The organism is Mycobacterium fragae, assembly GCF_002102185.1.
Taxonomy (GTDB): Bacteria; Actinomycetota; Actinomycetes; order Mycobacteriales; family Mycobacteriaceae; genus Mycobacterium; species Mycobacterium fragae.
In genome coordinates, this window is sequence record NZ_LQOW01000005.1 from 43,448 (window position 1) to 63,500 (window position 20,053).

Sequence of the window (20,053 nt, forward strand, 5' to 3'; positions counted from 1 at the left end):
GCACTTATGCGTCGACGTCCTCCACGTACGCCGCGGGCTCGCCTCCGGCAGCGGTGAATGAGGTCAGCGCGCGCACCAGCCCGCGGCGTTCGGCCGGCGGCATCTGCTCCACAATGGCCGCGATTTCAGCACGCCGATGCTCGGTGACCTGCCGCACCACCGAACGTCCCCGCTTGGTGAGCGCGGCCAGCAGTTCGCGTCGCGAGGTCGGATGCGGCAAGCGGTCGATCAGCCCGGCGCCGACGAGCCGGTCGACCATCCGGCCGGTTGCCGATGGTTGTACGCCCAGCACGCCCGCCAGTGTGGCGAGGTTCATCGGACCCCGGTTGGACAAAATCACCAGGGCCCGAAACTGCGGAATCGTGATGGTCTCGTCGACCTGAGCGATCGAATGGGCCGAGATCGCCACGAGCAGGCGAGACGCCGTGAGCAGCGCGTCGGTGATCGCGTCGAGTGACTCGTCGGTTGCCGTCGGGTCTTCGGCCGGCATTGATTCCTCCGCTTGTCCGGAGGACCAACTATAGCAGACGTCTACTATAGACTCCATCAATTGTTTCCTAATGATACTATCGCGTCATCATCCGTTCTATTCTGGAGGCCCGATGACCACCGACACCCACCACGCAATGGCGACCACCGCTCAAGCGGTGTGGGCGCTGGGCGACTATGCGCTCATGGCCGAGGAGTTGATGGCCCCGCTCGGCCCGGTCCTGGTGGGTGCCACCGGAATCGGTCCCGGCGATCGGGTGCTCGACGTTGCCGCCGGGTCAGGCAACATCTCGATCCCTGCCGCCAGGACGGGAGCGAGTGTTGTTTCCAGCGACCTGACTCCGGAACTGCTGGTCCGGTCCCGAGCCAGGGCCGCAGCAGAAGGTGTGACGCTCGACTGGCTGGAAGCCGACGCGGAAGCGCTTCCGTTCGCCGACGGTGAGTTCGACGCGGTGATCTCCGCGATCGGCGTCATGTTCGCGCCGCATCATCAGCGTGCGGCCGACGAGCTGGTCCGGGTCTGCCGGCCCGGAGGGACGATCGGGGTGATCAGCTGGACCCCCGACGGCTTTTTCGGCCGGATGCTCGACACCCTCCGTCCGTATCGGCCGACCGTTCTGCCGGGCATGCCGCCGGAGGCATTGTGGGGACGGCCCGACTATGCCGTCGGGTTGCTGGGTGACCGGGTCAGCGAGGTCAGCGCGCGGCGGGGCATGTTGCCGGTCAACCGCTTCGGCAGCGCCCAAGCAGTCCACGAGTACTTCAAAAACCATTACGGCCCAACGATTAACGCATACCAGTGCATCGGAGACAATCGCGTGCTGGCCGACACACTCGACGCCCAGCTCGTCGAGCTCGCGGAGCATCACATCAGCGACGGCGTAATGCAGTGGGAGTACTTGGTCCTCACCGCACGTAAACGCTGAGCCGCGCCGCCTAGCCGATGTGCAGCGGATCGATCTGCACCCGGACCGGCTCGTGGTCTTGGCGTGCGCTGAGCACCGCCACCGCGCGGCGCAGCGCCGCCGCCAACGCCAGACCCCGGTCGCGCGGAACCCGCACCAACATCCGGGTGACCGGGACACCGGCGTCGACGCCGGCGGGACGGCGCGCGCCGGGCGGCAACTGCACCGGTCCGAGCCGCTCGGCACCGTCGGGCAGCCGGACCTCGTCGAGCAGCGCCGCGACCGCGTCGGCACTGCCGTCGAGCGCGGCGATGTGCATACTCGGCGGCAGGCCGACGTCGGCACGGGCGGCCAACTCGGCGTCGGCGTGCCCGACCGGATCCCACCGGATCAGTGCTTGCACGGTCGGGATCGACGACTCGGCGACCACCGCCACCACTCCGCCGTCGCCGCGGGCGCGCACCAGCGCCACGGCGGCCAGCCAATGGCGCAGCGTGTCCTCGGCGGCGCGCAGGTCCTGTCGACCCAGCAGTGCCCAGCTGTCCAGCAGCAGCGCTGCGCCGTATCCGCCGGAGGCCACCGGTTCGGTCCCCGGGGTGGCCACCACCAGGGCCGGACCAGCGCCGACGGCAGCCACGACGGCGTCGCCGCCGGAGGTGATCACCGTCGTCCCGGGGAATGCTCGGCCGAGTTCCTCGGCGGTGCGCCGCGCGCCGACGACGACCGCGCGTATCGCATCCGACCCACAGCGTGCGCACCGCAGGGCGGGATCGACCCGGCCACACCACCGGCAGACCGGCCCTGAGCCGTCGCGCTCGTCCAGCGACAGCGGGCCGGTGCAGTGCCGGCAACGCGCGATCGCGCGGCAGCGCCCGCAGGCCAGGGCCGGCACATAGCCGCGCCGCGGCACCTGCACCAGCACCGGCGCACCGGCCTCCAACGCCGAGCGGGCCGCCCTCAACGCCACCGACGGCAGCCGCGCAGTGCGGGCCGCCGGGTCGCGTTCCTCGGCGTATCCGCCGTCCTCGAGCGCGACGACCCGCGCCGTGCGGGAGCGCACCACCGGGCGCGCCGCGACCACGTCATGCGCCCATCCGCTGCGCACCAGCGCATGCGCCTCCGCCGTACGGGCATAACCGCCGATCAGCGCCGCACAGCGGGTCTGGTGGGCGCGCAGCATCGCCACCTCGCGGGCGTGCGGATACGGTGCCCGCGGCTCGGCCAGCGTGTCGTCGCCGTCGTCCCAGACCATGACCAGGCCCAGGTCGGTCACCGGGGCGAACACCGCGCTGCGGGTGCCGATGACCATCCGTGCGCCACCGCGCAGCGCCGCGAGCCAACGCCGGTAGCGTGCCGCAGGTCCCAGGCCTGCGGACAACGCCACCACCCCGGACTCATCCAGTAGTCCCGTCGCCGCCTGCCACAGCGTGTCCACGTCGCGCTGATCGGGCACGATCGCCAGCACCCCGCGCCCGGCCTGCACCGTCTGGGCGGCGGCCTCGGCGAAGCGGACCGCCCAGGGCTCGCCGGGCAGCGCCTGCCAGACCGCCCGGGCCGCCCGCGACTCGGCCAGCGCGGCGAGGAACTTCTCACCCCGGCCGTATACCTCCCAGCCAGACGCGTCTATCAGCCCGACGACGGGTTTGCCTGGGGCCGTTATGGTTTCACGTTCCACCCGGGCGTGCCGGGCCGGCACCGCCAGGCGCAGCACATCGGCGCGGGTTCCGGCGTAGCGGGCGGCGACCGCGTCGACCAGGCGGCGGACCTCGGCAGTCAGCACCGGTTCGGGTGATACCACCCGGTCAAGCCACGCCAGCTTGCCGATGTGGTCGGTATCGGTGCGGCGTTCCAGCACAAACCCGTCGACCAGGCGGCCGTGGAAGCGGACCCGAACCCGCACACCGGGTTGGGCGTCGTCGGACTGGTCCGCGCCCACCAGATAGTCGAATTCGCGGTCCAGGTGCGGCACCGACAACATCGGCAGCACCCGGGCGATCGGCTCGTGCTCGGCGCGCTGCCGGGTGGTGCTCACGGCTCGACGGCGGTGTCCGCGCGGCCGAAGAAGAACCCGGCGGTGATCAGGATCTGCGCCGCCGCATACGCCCACCAGATAGGCACCGCCAACGCCTCGTTGTCGAGCACGAACCGGCCGATGCCGATCATCGCGTCCGACCCCGCGAAACACACCGCGCCCACCGCCGTCCAGATCGTCGGCAGCCGCGCCAGCAACGCCGCGCACACCATGGCGGCCAGCACGACGATGTAGACGATCACCGGCACCACCAGCCGTTCGCGGACCAGCCCCGGCCAGAACCACACCAGCAGCGCCGCGCACGCCACGCACGTGAGGCCCACCGCCACCAGGCGAGGCCACGACCGTTGCGCCAGCGGAATCAATGCGCCCAGAAAACACAGGTGCGCCAACAGAAACGACGCCAGGCCGAGCACAAACGACATCGTCCACCACGGGATGGCCAGCAGCGCATCGCCGAGCGCCGACAACACCAGCGCGGGCATCAACCAGCGCCGCTCGCGGACATTCGGATGTGCCGCCGCCGCGGCCGCCAGCAGCAGCGCCATCGACGCCTTGAACGCCGGCTGGGCGCCGAACTGCCCCGTCAGCTCGGCGCCCGGCGGCGAGCGTAACGCTGTGACGGTCAGGAACAGCCCGTAGCCGACCCCGGCCCAGCCCGCGACCACCCACCCTCCGACCACGATGCGCGGTGCATAGGGTGTCTGCATGCCCGACGACGTCCGACCCGCCATTGACCCCATCCTGCTGAAGGTACTGGATAAGGTGCCGTACGAAATGTCGCTTGACGCCGGCGTCGAGGAGGCGCGCCGACGGCTGCGGCAGTTGCCGCGCCGCTCGGTACACCCCGAGGTGCGAGTGGAAAACCGCGCCATCGACGGCGCGGGCGGCCCCATCGGCCTCCGGATCTATTGGCCCCCAACGGATGCCGTACTACCGCTGGTGGTGTTCTTCCACGGCGGCGGATTTGTGGTTGGCGATCTGGATACCCACGACGCCGCCTGCCGCCAGCACGCCGTCGGCGCCGACGCGGTAGTGGTGTCCGTCGACTATCGGCTGGCCCCCGAGTATCCGTATCCCGCCGCGGTGGATGACGCTTGGGCGGCAACGCAATGGGTGGCCCGGTGCGGCGACGAGCTCGGCGCCGACAGCACCCGACTGGCGGTGGCCGGGGACTCCGCGGGCGGCACGATCGCTGCCGTCGTCGCGCAGCGGGCCCGCGACAACGACGGCCCGCCGATCGCCTTCCAGTTGTTGTGGTACCCATCCACGCTGTGGGACTCGTCGCTGCCGTCCTTTCGCGAAAATGCCTCGGCGCCCATCCTCGGCCGCGATGAGGTCGCCATGTTTTCTCGTTGGTACGCAGGCGAAGTCGACCTTTCCGACCCACCGCCCGGGATGGCGCCGGGGCGGGCGAAGAACCTGGCCGACCTGCCGCCGGCCTATATCGCCGTGGCCGGGCACGACCCGCTGCGCGACGACGGCATCCGCTACGGCGAGCTGCTCGCGGCCGCGGGTGTGCCCGTCGAGGTGCACAACGCCGAGACGATGGTGCACGGCTACGTCGGCTACGCCGGCGTGGTACCCGCCGCCACCGAGGCCACGGACCGCGGATTGGCCGCACTGAAGAAGGCACTGCACTCGCGCGCGTAAAGCCAGCACCGAGATCGACGTTAGATCCGAATTTTTCGGCAAACCTGGCGCTCACGTCGATCCCGGTGTGGTTCGCCGGGCGGATACGATGGTGGACATGATCGGACGAAGGCGAGCATGACACCCGACTACCAGACGATCATCGTCGGCGCCGGATTCTCCGGCATCGGCACCGCGATCAAGCTCGACCAGGCCGGACTGGGCGACTACCTGATGATCGAGGCTGGTGACGGTGTCGGCGGCACCTGGCACTGGAACACCTATCCCGGTATCGCCGTTGATATTCCGTCGTTTTCCTACCAGTTCTCGTTCGAACAGCGGCCGGACTGGTCACGGACCTACGCGCCCGGCAAAGAGCTGAAGGCGTATGCCGAGCACTGTGCCGACAAATACGGCCTTCGTCCGAAGATCCGCTTCAACACCAAGGTCTTGTCCGCGGAGTTCGACGACGAGCACGCGCTGTGGCGGGTGCAGACCGATCCCGGCGGCGTGATCACCGCACGGTTTTTGGTGAACGCCAGCGGCGTACTCACCGTGCCCAAGCTGCCTGACATCGCCGGCGTCGACTCCTTCGACGGCATCACCATGCACACCGCCCGCTGGGATCACGACCAGGACCTCACCGGCAAACGTGTTGCGGTCATCGGCACGGGCGCCTCAGCGGTTCAGGTGATTCCCGAGATCGCGCCGATTGTCAAGCAGCTCACCGTCTTTCAGCGCACGCCGATCTGGTGTTTCCCGAAGTTCGACGTGCCGCTGCCGCGGCCGGTGCGGTGGGCCATGCGGCTGCCCGGCGGCAAGGCTGTGCAGCGGCTGCTCAGCCAGGCCTTCGTCGAGGCGACGTTCCCGATCCCGGCCCAGTACTTCACGGTGTTCCCGCTGGCCAAGTGGATGGAGCGGGCCGGGCGGTCCTATCTGCGCCAACAGGTCGAAGACCCGGTGCTGCGTGAAAAGCTCACTCCGCGTTATGCCGTCGGCTGCAAACGGCCGGGCTTTCACAACACCTACCTGTCGACGTTCAACCGTGACAACGTGCGGTTGGTGACCGAGCCGATCGACAAGATCACGCCGTCGGCGGTGGTCACGGCCGACGGCGTCGGCCACGACATCGACGTACTGGTGCTGGCGACGGGGTTCAAGGTGATGGACACCGACAACGTGCCGACGTTCGCGGTCACCGGCAGCGGCGGCCGGTCGCTGAGCCAGTTCTGGGACGAGCACCGGCTGCAGGCCTACGAGGGCGTCAGCATTCCAGGTTTCCCGAACCTGTTCAGCGTGTTCGGCCCGTACGGCTATGTCGGGTCCTCGTATTTCGCCCTGATCGAGTCGCAGACCCACCACATTGTGCGGTGCCTGAAGCGGGCCTGTCGTGACGGCGCTACCCGCGTCGAGGTCACCGAGGAGGCCAACGATCGGTACTTCGCGGAGATGATGCGCCGCCGGCACCGCCAGGTGTTCTGGCAGGACAGCTGCCGGCAGGCCAACAGCTACTACTTCGACAAGAACGGCGACGTGCCGCTGCGGCCGACCACCACGGTGGAGGCGTATTGGCGTAGCCGGCGCTTCGACCTCGACGACTACCGGTTTACGGCCTAGCGCTCGCGTTAGACCGCGCGCTTGAGGTCGTCGACCTTGTTCAGCTGCTCCCACGGCAGCTCGATGTCGGTGCGGCCGAAGTGGCCGTAGGCGGCGGTCTGCGCATAGATCGGGCGCAACAGGTCGAGGTCGCGGATGATCGCGCCCGGCCTCAGGTCGAACACGTCGCCGATGGCCTTCTCGATCTTGATCGGGTCGACGGTCTCGGTGCCGAACGTCTCGACGAACAGTCCGACCGGGGCGGCCTTGCCGATGGCGTAGGCCACCTGCACCTCGATCCGCTCGGCCAGGCCCGCTGCGACGACGTTCTTGGCCACCCAGCGCATCGCGTACGCGGCCGACCGGTCCACCTTGGATGGATCTTTGCCGGAGAAGGCGCCGCCGCCGTGACGGGCCCAGCCTCCGTATGTGTCGACGATGATCTTGCGGCCGGTCAGGCCGGCATCGCCCATCGGCCCGCCGAGCACGAACTTTCCGGTCGGGTTGACCAGCAGCCGCACGTCGGAAGCGTCCAGGGTGTCGTGCGCCAGGTCGTCGAGCACGGTGTTGAGCACCTTCTCCCGGATGTCGGGAGCCAGCATGTTGTCCAGGTCGACCTCTGGAGCGTGCTGGGTGGAGACGACGACGGTGTCCAGCCGCACCGGGGTGTTGCCTTCGTAGGCGATGGTGACCTGAGTCTTGCCGTCCGGGCGCAGGTAGGGCAGCACACCGTTCTTGCGGACCTCGGTCAGCCGCCGCGACAGCCGGTGGGCCAGCGCGATCGGCAGCGGCATCATCTCAGGGGTGTCGCTGATCGCATAGCCGAACATCAGGCCCTGGTCACCAGCGCCCTGAGCGTCGAGCGGGTCGGCCTCGCCCTGCACCCGCGCCTCGTAGGCGGTGTCAACGCCCTGGGCGATGTCGGGTGACTGCGCACCAATGGCGATGTTCACCCCGCAGGATGCGCCGTCGAAGCCCTTGTCGGACGAGTCGTAGCCGATCTCGAGGATGCGGCTGCGGACGGTGTCGGGAATCTCGGCGAACGCCTCTTTGGCAGAGGTCGTCACCTCGCCGGCGACGTGCACCTGACCGGTGGTGACCATCGTCTCGACCGCAACTCGTGAGCGTGGGTCGTCGGCGAGGAGCGCGTCGAGCACCGAGTCGCTGATGGCGTCGCAGATCTTGTCCGGATGCCCCTCGGTCACCGATTCGCTGGTGAACAGCCGACCCTTTTCGCTCACAACCCCATCCTCTCAAAGCTTAGTTAGGCGAAGTATATCGCCATGCCCGACTGGCCGGCACGGCGGTCACATGCTGTGCAGTTACCCGCTGCCGCCCTGCAGGAAGGCGACGATTGCGTCCACGATACGACTGGCCATCAGCGTCTTGGAGCCGTGCTGCAGCGCCGACTCGGTCCCGTCGGACGCCAGCAACCAGCCGTCGTTGTTGTCGACCTCGAAGGCCTTTCCCTCGCCGACGGCGTTGACCACCAACAGGTCACAGCCCTTGCGGCGCAGCTTGGCGCGAGCATGGAACAACACGTCGCCGTTGGCGTCGCCGGTCTCGGCGGCGAAGCCGACGATCGCCCGCATGTTGGGCAGCTGCCCGTCGGCGCGGGCGCGCACCGCGGCGGCCAGCACGTCGTCGTTGCGGACGAGTTCGATGGTGGGCGGCTGGTTGGTGCCCTTCTTGATCTTGGCCGCCGACACCTGTGCCGGCCGGAAGTCCGCGACGGCGGCCGCCATCACCAGCACATGCGCCTCGGGCGCGTGTTTGGAGACCGCCTCGGCGAGCTGCTGCGCGGAGCTGACATGCACGACGTCGACGCCCGCGGGATCGACGAGCCCGGCAGTGTGACCGGCGATCAGCGTGACCTCGGCGCCGCGCTGCGCGGCGACTCGGGCCAGCGCGTAGCCCTGCTTGCCCGAGCTGCGGTTGCCGATGAAGCGCACCGGGTCTATCGGCTCGCGGGTACCGCCGGCGGTCACCAGCACCCTGCAGCCGGCCAGGTCGTACGGCAGGGCGTCGTGGCGTTCCAGCAGCAGATGAGCCAACGTGGTGATTTCCTCGGCCTCGGGCAGCCGACCTGCGCCGCTGTCCGCCCCAGTGAGCCGCCCGGATGCCGGTTCCAGCACCACTGCCCCGCGGCGGCGCAGCGTGGCCACGTTGTCTTGGGTGGCGGGATGCAGCCACATCTCGGTATGCATTGCGGGTGCGAACAGAACCGGACATCGTGCGGTGAGCAGCGTCGCGGTCAACAGGTCGTCGGCGCGGCCGTGGACCGCCCGGGCCAGCAGGTCGGCAGTGGCCGGCGCGACGACGACGAGGTCGGCGCCTTGGCCGATCGCGACGTGCGGCACCAGCGGGACGTCTTCGAAAACACCGGTGTGCACCGGCTCACCGGAGAGCGCCTCGAAGGTGGCGGCTCCGACGAAACGCAGCGCGGATTCGGTGGGAATGACGCGGACCTGGTGGCCCGCCTCGGTGAGCTGGCGAACGACGGTGGCGGCCTTGTAGGCGGCGATGCCTCCGGAGACGCCGACGATGATCCGCTTGCGGTCCATAGCCGCCCGCCCGATCCCGCTATTCGCCTTCGGTGTGCTCAAGCAGGTCGGCGTGGATCTCGCGCAGTGCGATCGACAGCGGCTTCTCCTGAAGCCCCGGCTCGACCAGCGGACCGACGTATTCGAGGATGCCCTCGCCGAGCTGGTTGTAGTAGTCGTTGATCTGGCGAGCCCGCTTCGCCGCGTAGATCACCAGCGCGTATTTGCTCGACACGCGGTCCAGCAACTCGTCGATGGGCGGGTTGGTGATGCCCAGCGGCGCGTCGTAACCGACCATTCCCGACGCCGGGTCGAATTGATCGGGGACGGCGGCCAACTGCGCGTCGGTTTGCGAAGTACTCACGTAAGACTTTCTCCTGGCTTCGGGCAAGGTGGTCGAGCGGTGAACAACTAGTGGTGAATCGAGTCTGGATGGCGATCACGCCGTACCCGGCGCGTTTTCCACCAGCAAGGATACCAATTCAGAGCACGCAGTCTCCAATCGAGCGTTGACCACGACCTCGTCGAAGTCGCCCTGAGCCGCCAGCTCGGCGCGGGCGGTGGCGAGCCGACGCTGGATCACCTCGGGCGTCTCGGTTCCCCGGCCGGTCAATCTCGCCTCCAGCGTCTCCCAGTTTGGCGGGGCCAGGAAGACGGTGATCGCCTCGGGCATTGCCTGTTTGATCGCGCGAGCCCCGGCCAGGTCGACCTCGATGAGGACCGGGTGCCCGGCGGCGGTGGCGTCGCGGACCGGCTGGGCCAACGTGCCCGAGCGGTGCAGCCCTCCGTGGATCTCGGCCCACTCCAGCAGGGCGCCCGCGTCGATCAGCTGCTGAAATCGGGCCGGGCTGACGAAGTGGTAGTCGACGCCGTCGACCTCACCCGGTCGCGGCGCCCGAGTCGTCGCCGACACGCTGAAGTGCAGGTCGGGAATCCGTTCACGCAGGCACTTGACCAGCGTCGACTTCCCGACCGCGGAGGGACCGGACAGCACGACCACGCGTCCTGTGGCCAGCGGCCTCAGGCGTTCGTCGCGCCCGCCGTCCGGTCCTCCGTCGGCGGTCACCGACCCTCCCGGATTAGGAGAAGTCGAACTTTTCCAGCAGTGCTTTGCGCTGACGATCGCCGAGCCCACGCAGGCGGCGGGTCGGGGCGATTTCGAGCTCGGTCATGATTTCCTGCGCCTTGACCTTGCCCACCTTCGGCAAGGCCTCCAGCAGCGCGGAAACCTTCATCTTGCCCAAGACCTCGTCGGTCTCAGCGTCCTTTAGCACCTGCTTGAGGTTGGTGCCGCCGCGCTTCAGCCGGTCTTTGAGCTCGGCTCTCGCTCGACGTGCGGCGGCAGCCTTCTCCAACGCGGCCGCGCGCTGCTCGTCGGTCAACTGGGGAAGGGCCACGATTCCTCCGTCTCATCGATCTTTGTTTGTCTTAGCCGGGTACTCCAGCCAGCGCAGACGACCGTACCCACGCCGTCAGACGAAATCTAACCCGCCCCCCTGGTTGGGGCCATGAAGGCCCAGCGTGTGGGCTCGGTCGGCGGCATCGGTGAGGGCAGCGGCCGAGCATATGCGGGGCGCGGTTTCGGCGGCGGCGGGACCATGCCGTCGACCCGGATACCGGTGTCTACCAGGGGTTTTCAGGCTGCCGACCCGGCGGTGCAGCTAAACACGACACGTCTCCGCGATTGCCGCTGAGCCGCGCAAAGCAGAAAATTCGGCAATTACGCACGTCACGGCGTGTCGCGCGTGTCGGCCGGCGCGTTCGGCCACATCAGACGGTCAACTACGGCCTGTAGTAGCGGTCGTAGGGGTCGATCCGCCTAGGATCTAGCCGTGCCAATGATGCGGATCCGCGAGGCGGCCGAGCTGCTGGGAGTCAGCGACGACACCGTCCGGCGCTGGATCGACCAGGGCACTTTGTCGGCCACCCAGGACGCCTCCGGCCGCAAGGTGATCGCCGGGGATGTGTTGGCCAAATTTCTGCGCAGCAACGCGCCCCCGCTGCCGCGCAATCCCCTCGGCGTCGGCAGCTCGGCGCGTAATCGCTTCGTCGGCCTGGTCACCAACGTGGTCACCGACAAGGTGATGACCCACGTCGAGATGCAATGCGGGCCTCACACCGTCGTGTCCCTGATGAGCACCGAGGCCGCGCGCGAACTGAAACTCGCGCCCGGCAGCATCGCGGTAGCCGTCGTCAAGGCCACCAACGTCATCGTCGAAATCCCGGAAGGCTAGCCCGCGAGGTAGGCCAGCGCGTCGCGCATCCGCTCCCCGGCCGCCCGCAGCGCCCCGACGTCGGGTCCCGCCCTCAGCACGTCGCGGGACACCGCTGGTAGCAGCTGACCGGGGGCGGCCCCGCCCAATCCGCGAAGCGCCTCGGCCTGCCCGCCCTGCGTTCCGATGCCCGGCACCAGCACCGGTCCGTCCAGTGCGCTGACATCGGGTGCTTCGCTCACCGTCGCTCCGATGACGACGCCCACGCAACCGGGTTCTGGACGCAGCGCCCGATTCACCGCCGCCGCCTGGTCGACGATCGACTGGGCCACCGTGCGGCCGTCGGTCTGGGCGCGCTGCACCGTTGCGCCCTCGGGGTTGGAGGTGGCCGCCAGCACGAACACCCCTCGGCCGTGCGCCGCCGCGCTGTCCAGCAGCGGCGTCAACGACCCGAATCCCAGATACGGCGAGGCCGTGACGGCGTCGGTGGCCAGCGGCGAGTCACCCGCCCAGGCGGCGGCGTAGGCCGCCATCGTCGAGCCGATGTCGCCGCGTTTGGCGTCGGCCAGCACCAGCACGCCGGCCTCGCGCAGCGCGGCGATCGTGCGCTCCAACACCGCGTATCCCGCGGCGCCATACGCCTCGAAGAACGCCACCTGGGGTTTGACGACGGCGACGTCGGCGTAGGCCTGCACGCAGATGTCGCAGAACGCCGCAAGCCCGTCGGGGCTGAGCGGAAGATTCCACGCCTGCAACAGTTCCGGGTGCGGATCGATGCCCAGACACAAGGGCCCTCGACGCGATATCGCGTCACGCAGCCGGGCACCGAACCCGGGCACGGCTAGTTGCCGCCGTTGCCGAGCGCGCTGTGCAGCTCCTGCAGTGAGCGCACACCGATGACGCCGCGGATGCCGGCTTCGATGCCCTGGACGGCCGCCGAGGCGCCCTGCACCGTGGTCACGCAGGGAATGTTCATTGCCACTGCCGCCGAGCGGATCTCGTAGCCGTCGATGCGTGGGCCCGAGTTGCCGTAGGGCGTGTTGATCACCATGTCGACCTCGCCCGCCTTGATTGCGTCGACGGCGGACACCGGCGGACGGCCTGGCTGCGGCGCCTCGAAATGCTTGCGGACCTCGTCACACGGAATCCCGTTGCGGCGCAGCATTTCCGCGGTTCCCTCGGTGGCCAGTACCCGAAAGCCCAGATCGGCCAACCGCTTGACGGGAAACACCAGTGACCGCTTGTCCCGGTTGGCCACCGAGACGAACACGGTGCCCTGAACCGGCAGCGAGCCGTACGCGGCGGTCTGACTTTTGGCGAAGGCGCTGCCGAAGTCGTGGTCGATGCCCATCACCTCGCCGGTCGATTTCATCTCCGGGCCCAGCAGCGAGTCGATGCCCGAGCCGTCGGCCCGACGGAACCGGTGAAACGGCAGCACCGCTTCCTTGACGGCGATCGGGGCATCCGACGCCGCGCTGCCGCCGTCCCCGGATGACGCCAGCATTCCCTCGTCGCGCAACTGAGAGATCTTGGCGCCCAGCATAATCCGCGCACAAGCCTTGGCCAGCGGGACAGCGGTGGCCTTGGACACGAACGGCACCGTGCGGCTGGCCCGCGGGTTGGCCTCCAGTACGTAGAGCACGTCGTCCTTCAGGGCGTACTGCACATTGAGCAGGCCCACTACGCCGATGCCGTGCGCGATGGCCTCGGTCGCTTTTCGCACCTTCTCAATGTCGCTGCGGCCCAGCGTAACCGGGGGCAGTGCACAGGCCGAGTCACCGGAGTGGATGCCGGCCTCCTCGATGTGCTCCATGATCCCGCCGATGTAGACCTCATCGCCGTCGCAGAGCGCGTCGACGTCGATCTCGATCGCGTCCTCCAGGAAGCGGTCGACGAGCACCGGGTGCTCGGGTGAAAGTTCGGTGGCGCGGGCGATGTAGCCCTGCAGCGTGTCGTCGTCGTAGACGATTTCCATGCCGCGGCCACCCAGCACATAGGACGGGCGAACAAGCACCGGATAGCCGATTTCGGCCGCGATCCGGCGGGCCTGCGCGAATGTCGTCGCGGTGCCGTAGCGCGGTGCGGGCAGCCCGGCGGTGGACAGCACATCGCCGAATGCGCCGCGGTCCTCGGCCAAATCGATGGCCTGCGGCGGCGTCCCGACGATCGGCACCCCGGCGTCGGAGAGCCGCTGCGCCAACCCGAGCGGGGTCTGCCCGCCGAGCTGCACGATGGCACCGGCCACGCCCGGACCACCGGCGGCCGACTGTGCTTCGGCGTGGAACACCTCCAGCACGTCCTCGAACGTCAGCGGCTCGAAATACAGCCGGTCGGCGGTGTCGTAGTCGGTGGACACCGTCTCCGGGTTGCAGTTGACCATGATGGTCTCAAAACCGGCCTGGCTCAGCGTGGTTGCGGCATGCACGCAGCTGTAGTCGAACTCGATACCCTGGCCGATACGGTTGGGCCCCGACCCGAGGATCAGTACCTTGGGCTTCTCGGTCTGCGGGGCGACCTCGGTCTCGGCGGCCGGGTCGAGCTCATAGCTGCTGTAGTGATATGGCGTCTTGGCCTCGAACTCGGCCGCGCAGGTGTCCACGGTCTTGTACACGGGGTGGATGCCGAGCCGGCTCCGCAACGATCGCACCCCGTCCTCGCCGGCCAGTTCGGGTCGCAGCGTGGCGATTTGGCGGTCGGACAAGCCGCTGTGCTTGGCGCGCCGCAGCAGATCCACGTCGAGGACAGCGGCGTCGACCAACTCACGCCGCAACTCGACGAGCTCGCCGATCTGGGCGACGAACCACGGGTCGACACCGGATGCCTCGGCGACCTGCTCGACCGTCGCACCCAGCCGCAGCGCCAGCTCGATGTCGTAGAGCCGGCCCTCGCTGGGTGTGCGCAGCCGCCGCAGCACGTCGTCGACAGCCAGTTCCGGATCGGGCGCCGTCCAGAACCCGGCACGGCTGGTTTCCAGCGAGCGCATCACCTTGCCGAGTGCCTCGATGAAGTTGCGGCCCAACGACATTGCTTCACCGACGGATTTCATCGTGGTGGTGAGCGTCGGGTCGGCGCCGGGGAATTTCTCGAACGCGAACCGCGGGGCCTTGACCACGATGTAGTCCAGCGTCGGCTCGAAGCACGCCGGTGTTTCGCGGGTGATGTCGTTCAGGATCTCGTCGAGCGTGTAGCCGATGGCCAGTTTGGCGGCGATCTTTGCGATCGGAAAGCCGGTGGCCTTGGATGCCAGCGCGGATGAACGTGATACCCGCGGGTTCATCTCGACGACGATCAGCCGCCCGTCGCGCGGGTTGACGGCGAACTGGATGTTGCAGCCGCCGGTGTCGACGCCGACTTCACGCAGGATGGCGATCCCCAAATCCCGCATCACCTGGTATTCCCGGTCGGTCAGCGTCATCGCCGGCGCGACAGTCACCGAGTCGCCGGTGTGCACGCCCATCGGGTCGACGTTTTCGATCGAGCACACCACGACGACGTTGTCGTGCCCGTCACGCATCAGCTCGAGCTCGAATTCCTTCCAGCCGTAAATGGATTCCTCGATCAGCACATTGGCGCTGGGAGAGGCGGCCAGGCCCGCACCGGCCATCCGGTCGACCTCGTCGGCGCTGTGCGCCATCCCCGAACCCAGGCCCCCCATGGTGAACGACGGACGCACCACGACCGGAAGGCCCAGCTCGGCGACGGTCTCATGGACCTCGTCCATGGTGAAACAGACGCGGCTGCGGGCTGATTCGCCGCCGACCTTGGCGACGATGTCCTTGAACCGCTGGCGATCCTCACCGCGTTGGATGGCGTCGAAGTCGGCGCCGATCAACTCGACGTCATAGCGCTCCAATACCCCGTTCTCGTACAGCGCGACCGCGGTGTTAAGCGCGGTCTGGCCTCCCAGAGTTGCCAGCAGCGCGTCGATCTTGTTGCCTCGCTCGGCCTGCTGGGCGATGACCCGTTCGACGAACGCCGGCGTGATCGGCTCGACGTAGGTGTGATCGGCGTACTCCGGGTCGGTCATGATCGTGGCCGGATTCGAGTTGACGAGCGTCACCTCCAGGCCGTCGGCTTTCAGGACCCGGCACGCCTGGGTGCCCGAGTAGTCGAATTCGCAGGCCTGCCCGATGACGATCGGCCCGGAGCCGATCACCAGAACGTGGCGCAGGTCGGTTCGCCGCGGCATCTAGCGCTCCCCTGCCATCAGGTCGACGAACTGGTCGAACAGGTATTCCGCGTCGTGCGGTCCGGCCGCGGCCTCCGGATGGTATTGCACCGAAAACGCTTTGCCGCTGGCAAGTTTGACGCCTTCAACCACCCCGTCGTTGGCACAGGTATGGCTGACCACCGCCGGACCGAACGGCGTGTCGAAGGACTGGCCGGCCTCCCCCTCCAATGCGAAGCCGTGGTTCTGGGCGGTCACCGCGACCCGGCCGGTCGCGTGGTCCATCACCGGGACGTTGATACCTCGATGACCGAACACCATCTTGTAGGTCGACAGGCCAAGCGCGCGGCCCAGGATCTGGTTGCCGAAACAGATGCCGAACAACGGGATTCCGGCCTCCAGCACCTGGCGGGTAACCCCGACGACGTGGTCGGCGGTGGCCGGGTCGCCCGGGCCGTTGGACAAGAACACGCCGTGCGGTTTGACCTCGGCGATCTGCTCGAAGGTCGCCGAGGACGGCAGCACCCGGCTGCGAACTCCTCGACGGGCGAAGTTGCGCGGGGTGTTCGTCTTGATGCCGAGATCGATTGCGGCCACCGTGAACCGGGGCGGCCCTTCGGGTTCGACGACATAGCCGTCCGCGGTGCTGACCTGGCCGGCCAGATCGGCGCCCAGCATCGGCTGCTGCTCGCGCACCCGCTGTATCAACTCCTCGGGCTCATCGAGCGACGCACCGGAGAACACGCCGGCCTTCATCGAGCCGCGGCTGCGCAGATGGCGCACCACGGCGCGGGTGTCGATGCCGGCGATCCCGACCACCCTCTGGCGCACCAGCTCGTCTTCGAGCGTGCCGGTGGCTCGCCAGTTCGACGCTCGCGGTGAGGGATCGCGCACTGCGTAGCCGGCGACCCAGATCTTGTCGCCGCGGCTTTCGGCGTCCTCGCCGTTCCAGCCGGTGTTGCCGATCTGCGGGGCGGTGGCCACCACGATCTGCCGGTGATAGCTGGGATCGGTCAGCGTCTCCTGATAGCCCGACATGCCGGTGGAGAACACCGCTTCGCCCAGTGTCTGGCCCACCGCGCCGAATGCGGTTCCGGTGAAGATCCGGCCGTCCTCGAGGACCAGGAGCGCTCTACTCATGCGGCGCCCTCTTGTTCAGCCTCCAGCCAGCGGTCATACTCGCTCCGATTGCTTGCCCGAAACCCGGTGTCGATCTCGGCGCCCGACGGCAGCCGCCACCGGATCGCCAGTACGCCGACGCGGGTTGCGACCTTGCCGGCTATGCCGCGCTCGATGCGGACGGCGGTAACGGAGTCCTGCGGAATCCAAATCGGGCGCGCACGAATGCGTTGCAGCAATATTCCCTCGGGATGGCGGCTAAGCACCGCCTTACTGCGGTAGCCCAGATCACCGGCGGTGATCCGCTCGTTCCAGTTCGGCGCCATCGTGCAGCCGCAATAGACGCCGCGGGTGGTGATCATCGCCGAGCCCAGCTCGTCGGGCACGTCGGGCAGTGCGCCGATAATCTCGGCCTGCCGCTCCCCACGCCGCCGCCAGCCGCGCATCATCAGCTGGATGACCAATGTGATCAGCACCGCCACAAGCGCGGCGACGATCAGCGATGCGACCAAGGTTGCGGAGTTCATGCCGGGCTCTTCCCGTCGCGCGCGGTGATCTTGCCGCGCAGCAGTGTTGTGGTCACCGTGGCGGGCAACGTCATCGCCTCGTACGGGGTGTTGGACGACCTGCTTGCCAAGTCCGCTCCGGCCACCGTCCAGGTGGCATCGGGATCCACCACGGTGAGGTTGGCCGGCTCCCCGATTTCCAGTGGGCGCCCGTGGTCGGGCAGCCCGGCGATGCGCGCCGGGTTCTCGCTCATTACGCGCGCCACATCACGCCACGTCAACAGACCGGGCATGACCATAGCCTGCACCACGGCGGACAGCGCAGTCTGCAATCCCAGCATTCCCGGCAGCGCAGCGGCGAACTCGACACATTTCTCGTGTTCGGCGTGCGGGGCGTGATCGGTGGCCACGCAGTCGATTACCCCGTCGGCGAGCGCTTGACGCAGCGCGCCCGCGTCGGCGGCTTCACGCAACGGCGGGTTGACCCGGTTCACCCCGTCATAGCTGGCCAGCCGACTGTCGTCGAGCAGAAGGTGATGCGGCGTGACCTCGGCGGTGATCGAAATGCCTTGGGCCTTGGCCCATCTGAGGATCTCGACGGTACCGGCAGTGGACGCGTGACAGATGTGCACCCGGGCACCGGCGTCGCGGGCCAGCAGGGCGTCGCGGGCGACGATCGATTCTTCGGCCGCCCTCGGCCATCCGGAGAGTCCCAGCCTGGCGGCGTTTGGGCCTTCGTGCGCGACGGCGCCGCCGGTCAATCTGGGCTCCTCGGCGTGCTGTGCTATCAAGACGCCCAGGCCGGTGGCGTACTCCAGGGCCCGCCGCATCACCAGCGGGTCGTACACGCACTTGCCGTCATCGGAGAACATCCGCACCTGCGCGGTACCGGCGGCCATCATGCCCATCTCGGTGAGCTCGGTTCCGGCCAGACCAACGGTGACCGCCCCGACCGGGTGCACGTCGACCAGGCCCACCTGCTGGCCCCGGTGCCAGACATGGTCGGTGACCACTGGGCTGTCGGCCACCGGATTCGTGTTGGCCATCGCGAACACGGCGGTGTAACCGCCGAGAGCTGCTGCGGCCGAACCGGTTTCGATGTCCTCAGCGTATTCGCGGCCGGGCTCGCGCAGATGGGTGTGCAGATCGACCAGGCCCGGCAGCAACACCTGTCCGGTGGCGTCGATCACGTCGGCGTCGTCGGGAATCCGTAGTCCGGCACCGATATCGGCGATCTGACCTTCAAAGCCTGCGGTGTCGGCCAATACGTCGACCCGGTCCCCCTCGCCGTAGCGGCGAACACCGCGGATCAGCACGCTCACGCCACGACCTCCGCTGCTCCCACCAGCAGATGGAACAGCACCGCCATCCGCACATGAACACCATTGGAAACCTGTTGCAGCACAGCGGATTGCGTGGAGTCAGCCACCGATGAGGAGATCTCCATGCCGCGAAGCATCGGTCCGGGATGCAGCACCACGGCATGACCGGGAAGCATCGCCTGGCGCCGTTCGGAAAGCCCGTAGAGCACGGAATACTCACGCGCGGACGGGAAGAAGCCGCCGTTCATCCGCTCGGCCTGCACCCGCAACATCAGCACCGCGTCGGCCACAGGCAGTTCGGCGTCCAGATCGTAGGAGACGGTGACCGGCCAGTCGGAAACCCCGACCGGCAGCAGTGTCGGCGGCGCCACGAGCACCACCTCGGCGCCCAGGGTGTCGAGCAGCATGACGTTGGAACGGGCGACCCGGCTGTGCAGGATATCGCCCACGATGACGACGCGGCGGCCCTCGATGTCACCGAGGCGCTGCCGGATGGTCAGCGCGTCCAGCAGCGCCTGAGTCGGGTGCTCGTGGGTGCCGTCGCCGGCGTTGATCACCGACGGACCGCCGGCGCCGTCAGCGGTCCAGTCGGCCAGAAGATGCGCCGCACCCGACGCGGGGTGCCGGATGATCAGCGCGTCGGCGCCCGCCGCCCGCAGCGTCAGCGCGGTATCGCGCAGCGATTCGCCTTTGGCCACCGACGATCCGGCGGAGCTGACGTTGATCACGTCGGCGCTCATCCACTTGCCGGCGACCTCGAACGAGACTCGGGTGCGAGTGGAGTTCTCGTAGAACATCGTGATCACGGTCCGGCCGCGCAGCGTCGGCAGCTTGCGGACCTCGCGGCCCACCAGCGCCTGTGCGAACCGGTCGGCGTCGTCGAGGATCGCAGTGGCGTCGTCGCGACTCAGGTCGCCGGCGGCCAGCAGGTGCCTGGTCATGGCGCCTCCTCGCGAGAGATCACCACGCCGTCGCGGCCGTCGTGCTCGGCGAGCAGCACATGCACGCTCTCGCTGCGCGATGTGGGCACGTTCTTGCCGACGTAGTCGGCCCGCAGCGGCAGCTCGCGGTGTCCCCGGTCGACCAGCACCGCCAACTGCACGACTTGCGGGCGGCCCAGGTCACGCAGCGCATCCAGCGCCGAGCGCACCGAACGACCGGAGTACAGCACGTCGTCGACGAGGATCACCAGCGCGTCGTCGATGCCGCCGGCCGGTATCGAGGTGGCCTCCAGCGGGCGCGGCGGCTTTTGCATCAGGTCGTCGCGGTAAAGGGTGATGTCCAGCGCGCCGTGGGCAACGTCCACGCCGGAGAATTCACGGATGTTGGCCGCCAGCCGCTCGGCCAGGATCACCCCGCGGGTCGGAATCCCGAGCAACACCACCCGGGGCGCGGGCCCACTCATGTCGTCCAGAGCGGTCTTCTCGATGATCTGGTGTGCGATGCGGGAAATGGTGCGACCCACGTCGGCCGCCGACATCAATTCCCGGGATCCGCTGCCTAAGCCGATACCACCCGCAGCGCCCAT

The 20,053-nt window shown here is 68.4% G+C and carries 19 protein-coding genes; 4 read left to right on the plus strand and 15 right to left on the minus strand.

Features of this window, described 5'->3' with window-relative positions; all coding sequences use genetic code 11:
• Positions 1-4: 4 nt before the first annotated feature.
• Complete coding sequence (locus AWC06_RS02895; RefSeq protein ID WP_085194214.1) at positions 5-490, minus strand: MarR family transcriptional regulator; 486 nt, start codon at positions 488-490, stop codon at positions 5-7.
• Positions 491-602: 112 nt separating this feature from the next.
• Between AWC06_RS02895 and AWC06_RS02900 the strand changes: the two genes are divergently transcribed.
• Positions 603-1,415, plus strand: coding sequence for a class I SAM-dependent methyltransferase (locus tag AWC06_RS02900; RefSeq protein WP_085194216.1), 813 nt, complete (start codon positions 603-605; stop codon positions 1,413-1,415).
• Between the two features lie 10 nt (positions 1,416-1,425).
• Here AWC06_RS02900 and AWC06_RS02905 read toward each other — a convergent pair whose 3' ends face one another.
• Together AWC06_RS02905 and AWC06_RS02910 are read right to left on the minus strand one after the other, a co-directional pair.
• Positions 1,426-3,372 carry a primosomal protein N' gene (locus AWC06_RS02905; protein ID WP_085194582.1) on the minus strand — a complete coding sequence of 649 codons (1,947 nt, stop codon included), beginning with the start codon at positions 3,370-3,372 and terminating at the stop codon, positions 1,426-1,428.
• Positions 3,373-3,422: 50 nt separating this feature from the next.
• Positions 3,423-4,136: a lysoplasmalogenase gene (locus AWC06_RS02910; RefSeq protein ID WP_085194218.1), complete on the minus strand. Its 714-nt coding sequence runs from the start codon at positions 4,134-4,136 to the stop codon at positions 3,423-3,425.
• Here AWC06_RS02910 and AWC06_RS02915 point away from each other — a divergent pair.
• Together AWC06_RS02915 and AWC06_RS02920 are read left to right on the plus strand one after the other, a co-directional pair.
• Positions 4,135-5,079: an alpha/beta hydrolase gene (locus tag AWC06_RS02915; RefSeq protein ID WP_085194219.1), complete on the plus strand. Its 945-nt coding sequence runs from the start codon at positions 4,135-4,137 to the stop codon at positions 5,077-5,079. The genes AWC06_RS02910 and AWC06_RS02915 overlap by 2 nt on opposite strands.
• 117 nt (positions 5,080-5,196) lie before the next feature.
• Positions 5,197-6,675 (plus strand): flavin-containing monooxygenase, encoded by a 1,479-nt coding sequence (locus AWC06_RS02920; RefSeq protein WP_085194221.1) that lies wholly within the window; start codon positions 5,197-5,199, stop codon positions 6,673-6,675.
• Between the two features lie 8 nt (positions 6,676-6,683).
• Here the strand turns inward: AWC06_RS02920 and metK are convergent, their stop codons facing one another.
• The 5 genes from metK to mihF form a co-directional block, all read right to left on the minus strand.
• Positions 6,684-7,895, minus strand: a complete 1,212-nt coding sequence (gene metK / locus AWC06_RS02925; protein ID WP_085194223.1) for a methionine adenosyltransferase — start codon at positions 7,893-7,895, stop codon at positions 6,684-6,686.
• An 81-nt stretch (positions 7,896-7,976) separates the two neighbouring features.
• A complete protein-coding gene (coaBC, locus tag AWC06_RS02930) occupies positions 7,977-9,218 on the minus strand; it encodes a bifunctional phosphopantothenoylcysteine decarboxylase/phosphopantothenate--cysteine ligase CoaBC (protein WP_085194225.1) in 1,242 nt (413 codons plus the stop codon).
• A 19-nt stretch (positions 9,219-9,237) separates the two neighbouring features.
• Positions 9,238-9,561 (minus strand): DNA-directed RNA polymerase subunit omega, encoded by a 324-nt coding sequence (gene rpoZ / locus AWC06_RS02935; protein ID WP_085194227.1) that lies wholly within the window; start codon positions 9,559-9,561, stop codon positions 9,238-9,240.
• Between the two features lie 75 nt (positions 9,562-9,636).
• A complete protein-coding gene (gene gmk / locus AWC06_RS02940; RefSeq protein WP_139819880.1) occupies positions 9,637-10,263 on the minus strand; it encodes a guanylate kinase in 627 nt (208 codons plus the stop codon).
• Between the two features lie 13 nt (positions 10,264-10,276).
• Complete coding sequence (gene mihF / locus AWC06_RS02945) at positions 10,277-10,594, minus strand: integration host factor, actinobacterial type (protein WP_003932123.1); 318 nt, start codon at positions 10,592-10,594, stop codon at positions 10,277-10,279.
• Between the two features lie 435 nt (positions 10,595-11,029).
• Between mihF and AWC06_RS02950 the strand changes: the two genes are divergently transcribed.
• The gene (locus tag AWC06_RS02950) at positions 11,030-11,431 is read left to right on the plus strand and encodes a TOBE domain-containing protein (RefSeq protein ID WP_139819881.1); all 402 of its coding nucleotides are present in this window, start codon (positions 11,030-11,032) and stop codon (positions 11,429-11,431) included.
• Here AWC06_RS02950 and pyrF read toward each other — a convergent pair.
• The 7 genes from pyrF to pyrR are packed head-to-tail and all read right to left on the minus strand — an operon-like array spanning position 11,428 to position 20,053.
• On the minus strand, positions 11,428-12,249 hold the full coding sequence (gene pyrF / locus AWC06_RS02955; protein WP_085194231.1) for an orotidine-5'-phosphate decarboxylase: 822 nt from the start codon (positions 12,247-12,249) through the stop codon (positions 11,428-11,430). The genes AWC06_RS02950 and pyrF overlap by 4 nt on opposite strands.
• Positions 12,250-12,251: 2 nt before the next feature.
• Positions 12,252-15,599, minus strand: coding sequence for a carbamoyl-phosphate synthase large subunit (carB, locus tag AWC06_RS02960; protein WP_085194233.1), 3,348 nt, complete (start codon positions 15,597-15,599; stop codon positions 12,252-12,254).
• Complete coding sequence (gene carA / locus AWC06_RS02965) at positions 15,600-16,718, minus strand: glutamine-hydrolyzing carbamoyl-phosphate synthase small subunit (protein ID WP_085194235.1); 1,119 nt, start codon at positions 16,716-16,718, stop codon at positions 15,600-15,602.
• On the minus strand, positions 16,715-17,224 hold the full coding sequence (locus AWC06_RS02970) for a PH-like domain-containing protein (protein WP_085194236.1): 510 nt from the start codon (positions 17,222-17,224) through the stop codon (positions 16,715-16,717). Before AWC06_RS02970 ends, carA begins: the two co-directional genes overlap by 4 nt.
• Complete coding sequence (locus AWC06_RS02975) at positions 17,221-18,525, minus strand: dihydroorotase (protein ID WP_085194238.1); 1,305 nt, start codon at positions 18,523-18,525, stop codon at positions 17,221-17,223. The genes AWC06_RS02970 and AWC06_RS02975 overlap by 4 nt, the downstream gene beginning before the upstream one ends.
• Positions 18,522-19,466 carry an aspartate carbamoyltransferase catalytic subunit gene (locus AWC06_RS02980; protein WP_085194239.1) on the minus strand — a complete coding sequence of 315 codons (945 nt, stop codon included), beginning with the start codon at positions 19,464-19,466 and terminating at the stop codon, positions 18,522-18,524. Before AWC06_RS02980 ends, AWC06_RS02975 begins: the two co-directional genes overlap by 4 nt.
• Positions 19,463-20,053 carry a bifunctional pyr operon transcriptional regulator/uracil phosphoribosyltransferase PyrR gene (gene pyrR / locus AWC06_RS02985; protein WP_085194241.1) on the minus strand — a complete coding sequence of 197 codons (591 nt, stop codon included), beginning with the start codon at positions 20,051-20,053 and terminating at the stop codon, positions 19,463-19,465. Before pyrR ends, AWC06_RS02980 begins: the two co-directional genes overlap by 4 nt.

Excerpts from the sequence above, each read along its gene's own strand:
- AWC06_RS02895 (WP_085194214.1), bottom strand. The coding sequence starts at position 490 with ATGCCGGCCGAAGACCCGACGGCAACCGACGAGTCACTCGACGCGATC.
- AWC06_RS02900 (WP_085194216.1), top strand. The coding sequence starts at position 603 with ATGACCACCGACACCCACCACGCAATGGCGACCACCGCTCAAGCGGTG.
- AWC06_RS02905 (WP_085194582.1), bottom strand. The coding sequence starts at position 3,372 with ATGTTGTCGGTGCCGCACCTGGACCGCGAATTCGACTATCTGGTGGGC.
- AWC06_RS02915 (WP_085194219.1), top strand. The coding sequence starts at position 4,135 with ATGCCCGACGACGTCCGACCCGCCATTGACCCCATCCTGCTGAAGGTA.
- AWC06_RS02910 (WP_085194218.1), bottom strand. The coding sequence starts at position 4,136 with ATGCAGACACCCTATGCACCGCGCATCGTGGTCGGAGGGTGGGTGGTC.
- AWC06_RS02920 (WP_085194221.1), top strand. The coding sequence starts at position 5,197 with ATGACACCCGACTACCAGACGATCATCGTCGGCGCCGGATTCTCCGGC.
- coaBC (WP_085194225.1), bottom strand. The coding sequence starts at position 9,218 with ATGGACCGCAAGCGGATCATCGTCGGCGTCTCCGGAGGCATCGCCGCC.
- carB (WP_085194233.1), bottom strand. The coding sequence starts at position 15,599 with ATGCCGCGGCGAACCGACCTGCGCCACGTTCTGGTGATCGGCTCCGGG.
- carA (WP_085194235.1), bottom strand. The coding sequence starts at position 16,718 with ATGAGTAGAGCGCTCCTGGTCCTCGAGGACGGCCGGATCTTCACCGGA.
- AWC06_RS02970 (WP_085194236.1), bottom strand. The coding sequence starts at position 17,224 with ATGAACTCCGCAACCTTGGTCGCATCGCTGATCGTCGCCGCGCTTGTG.
- AWC06_RS02980 (WP_085194239.1), bottom strand. The coding sequence starts at position 19,466 with ATGACCAGGCACCTGCTGGCCGCCGGCGACCTGAGTCGCGACGACGCC.
- pyrR (WP_085194241.1), bottom strand. The coding sequence starts at position 20,053 with ATGGGCGCTGCGGGTGGTATCGGCTTAGGCAGCGGATCCCGGGAATTG.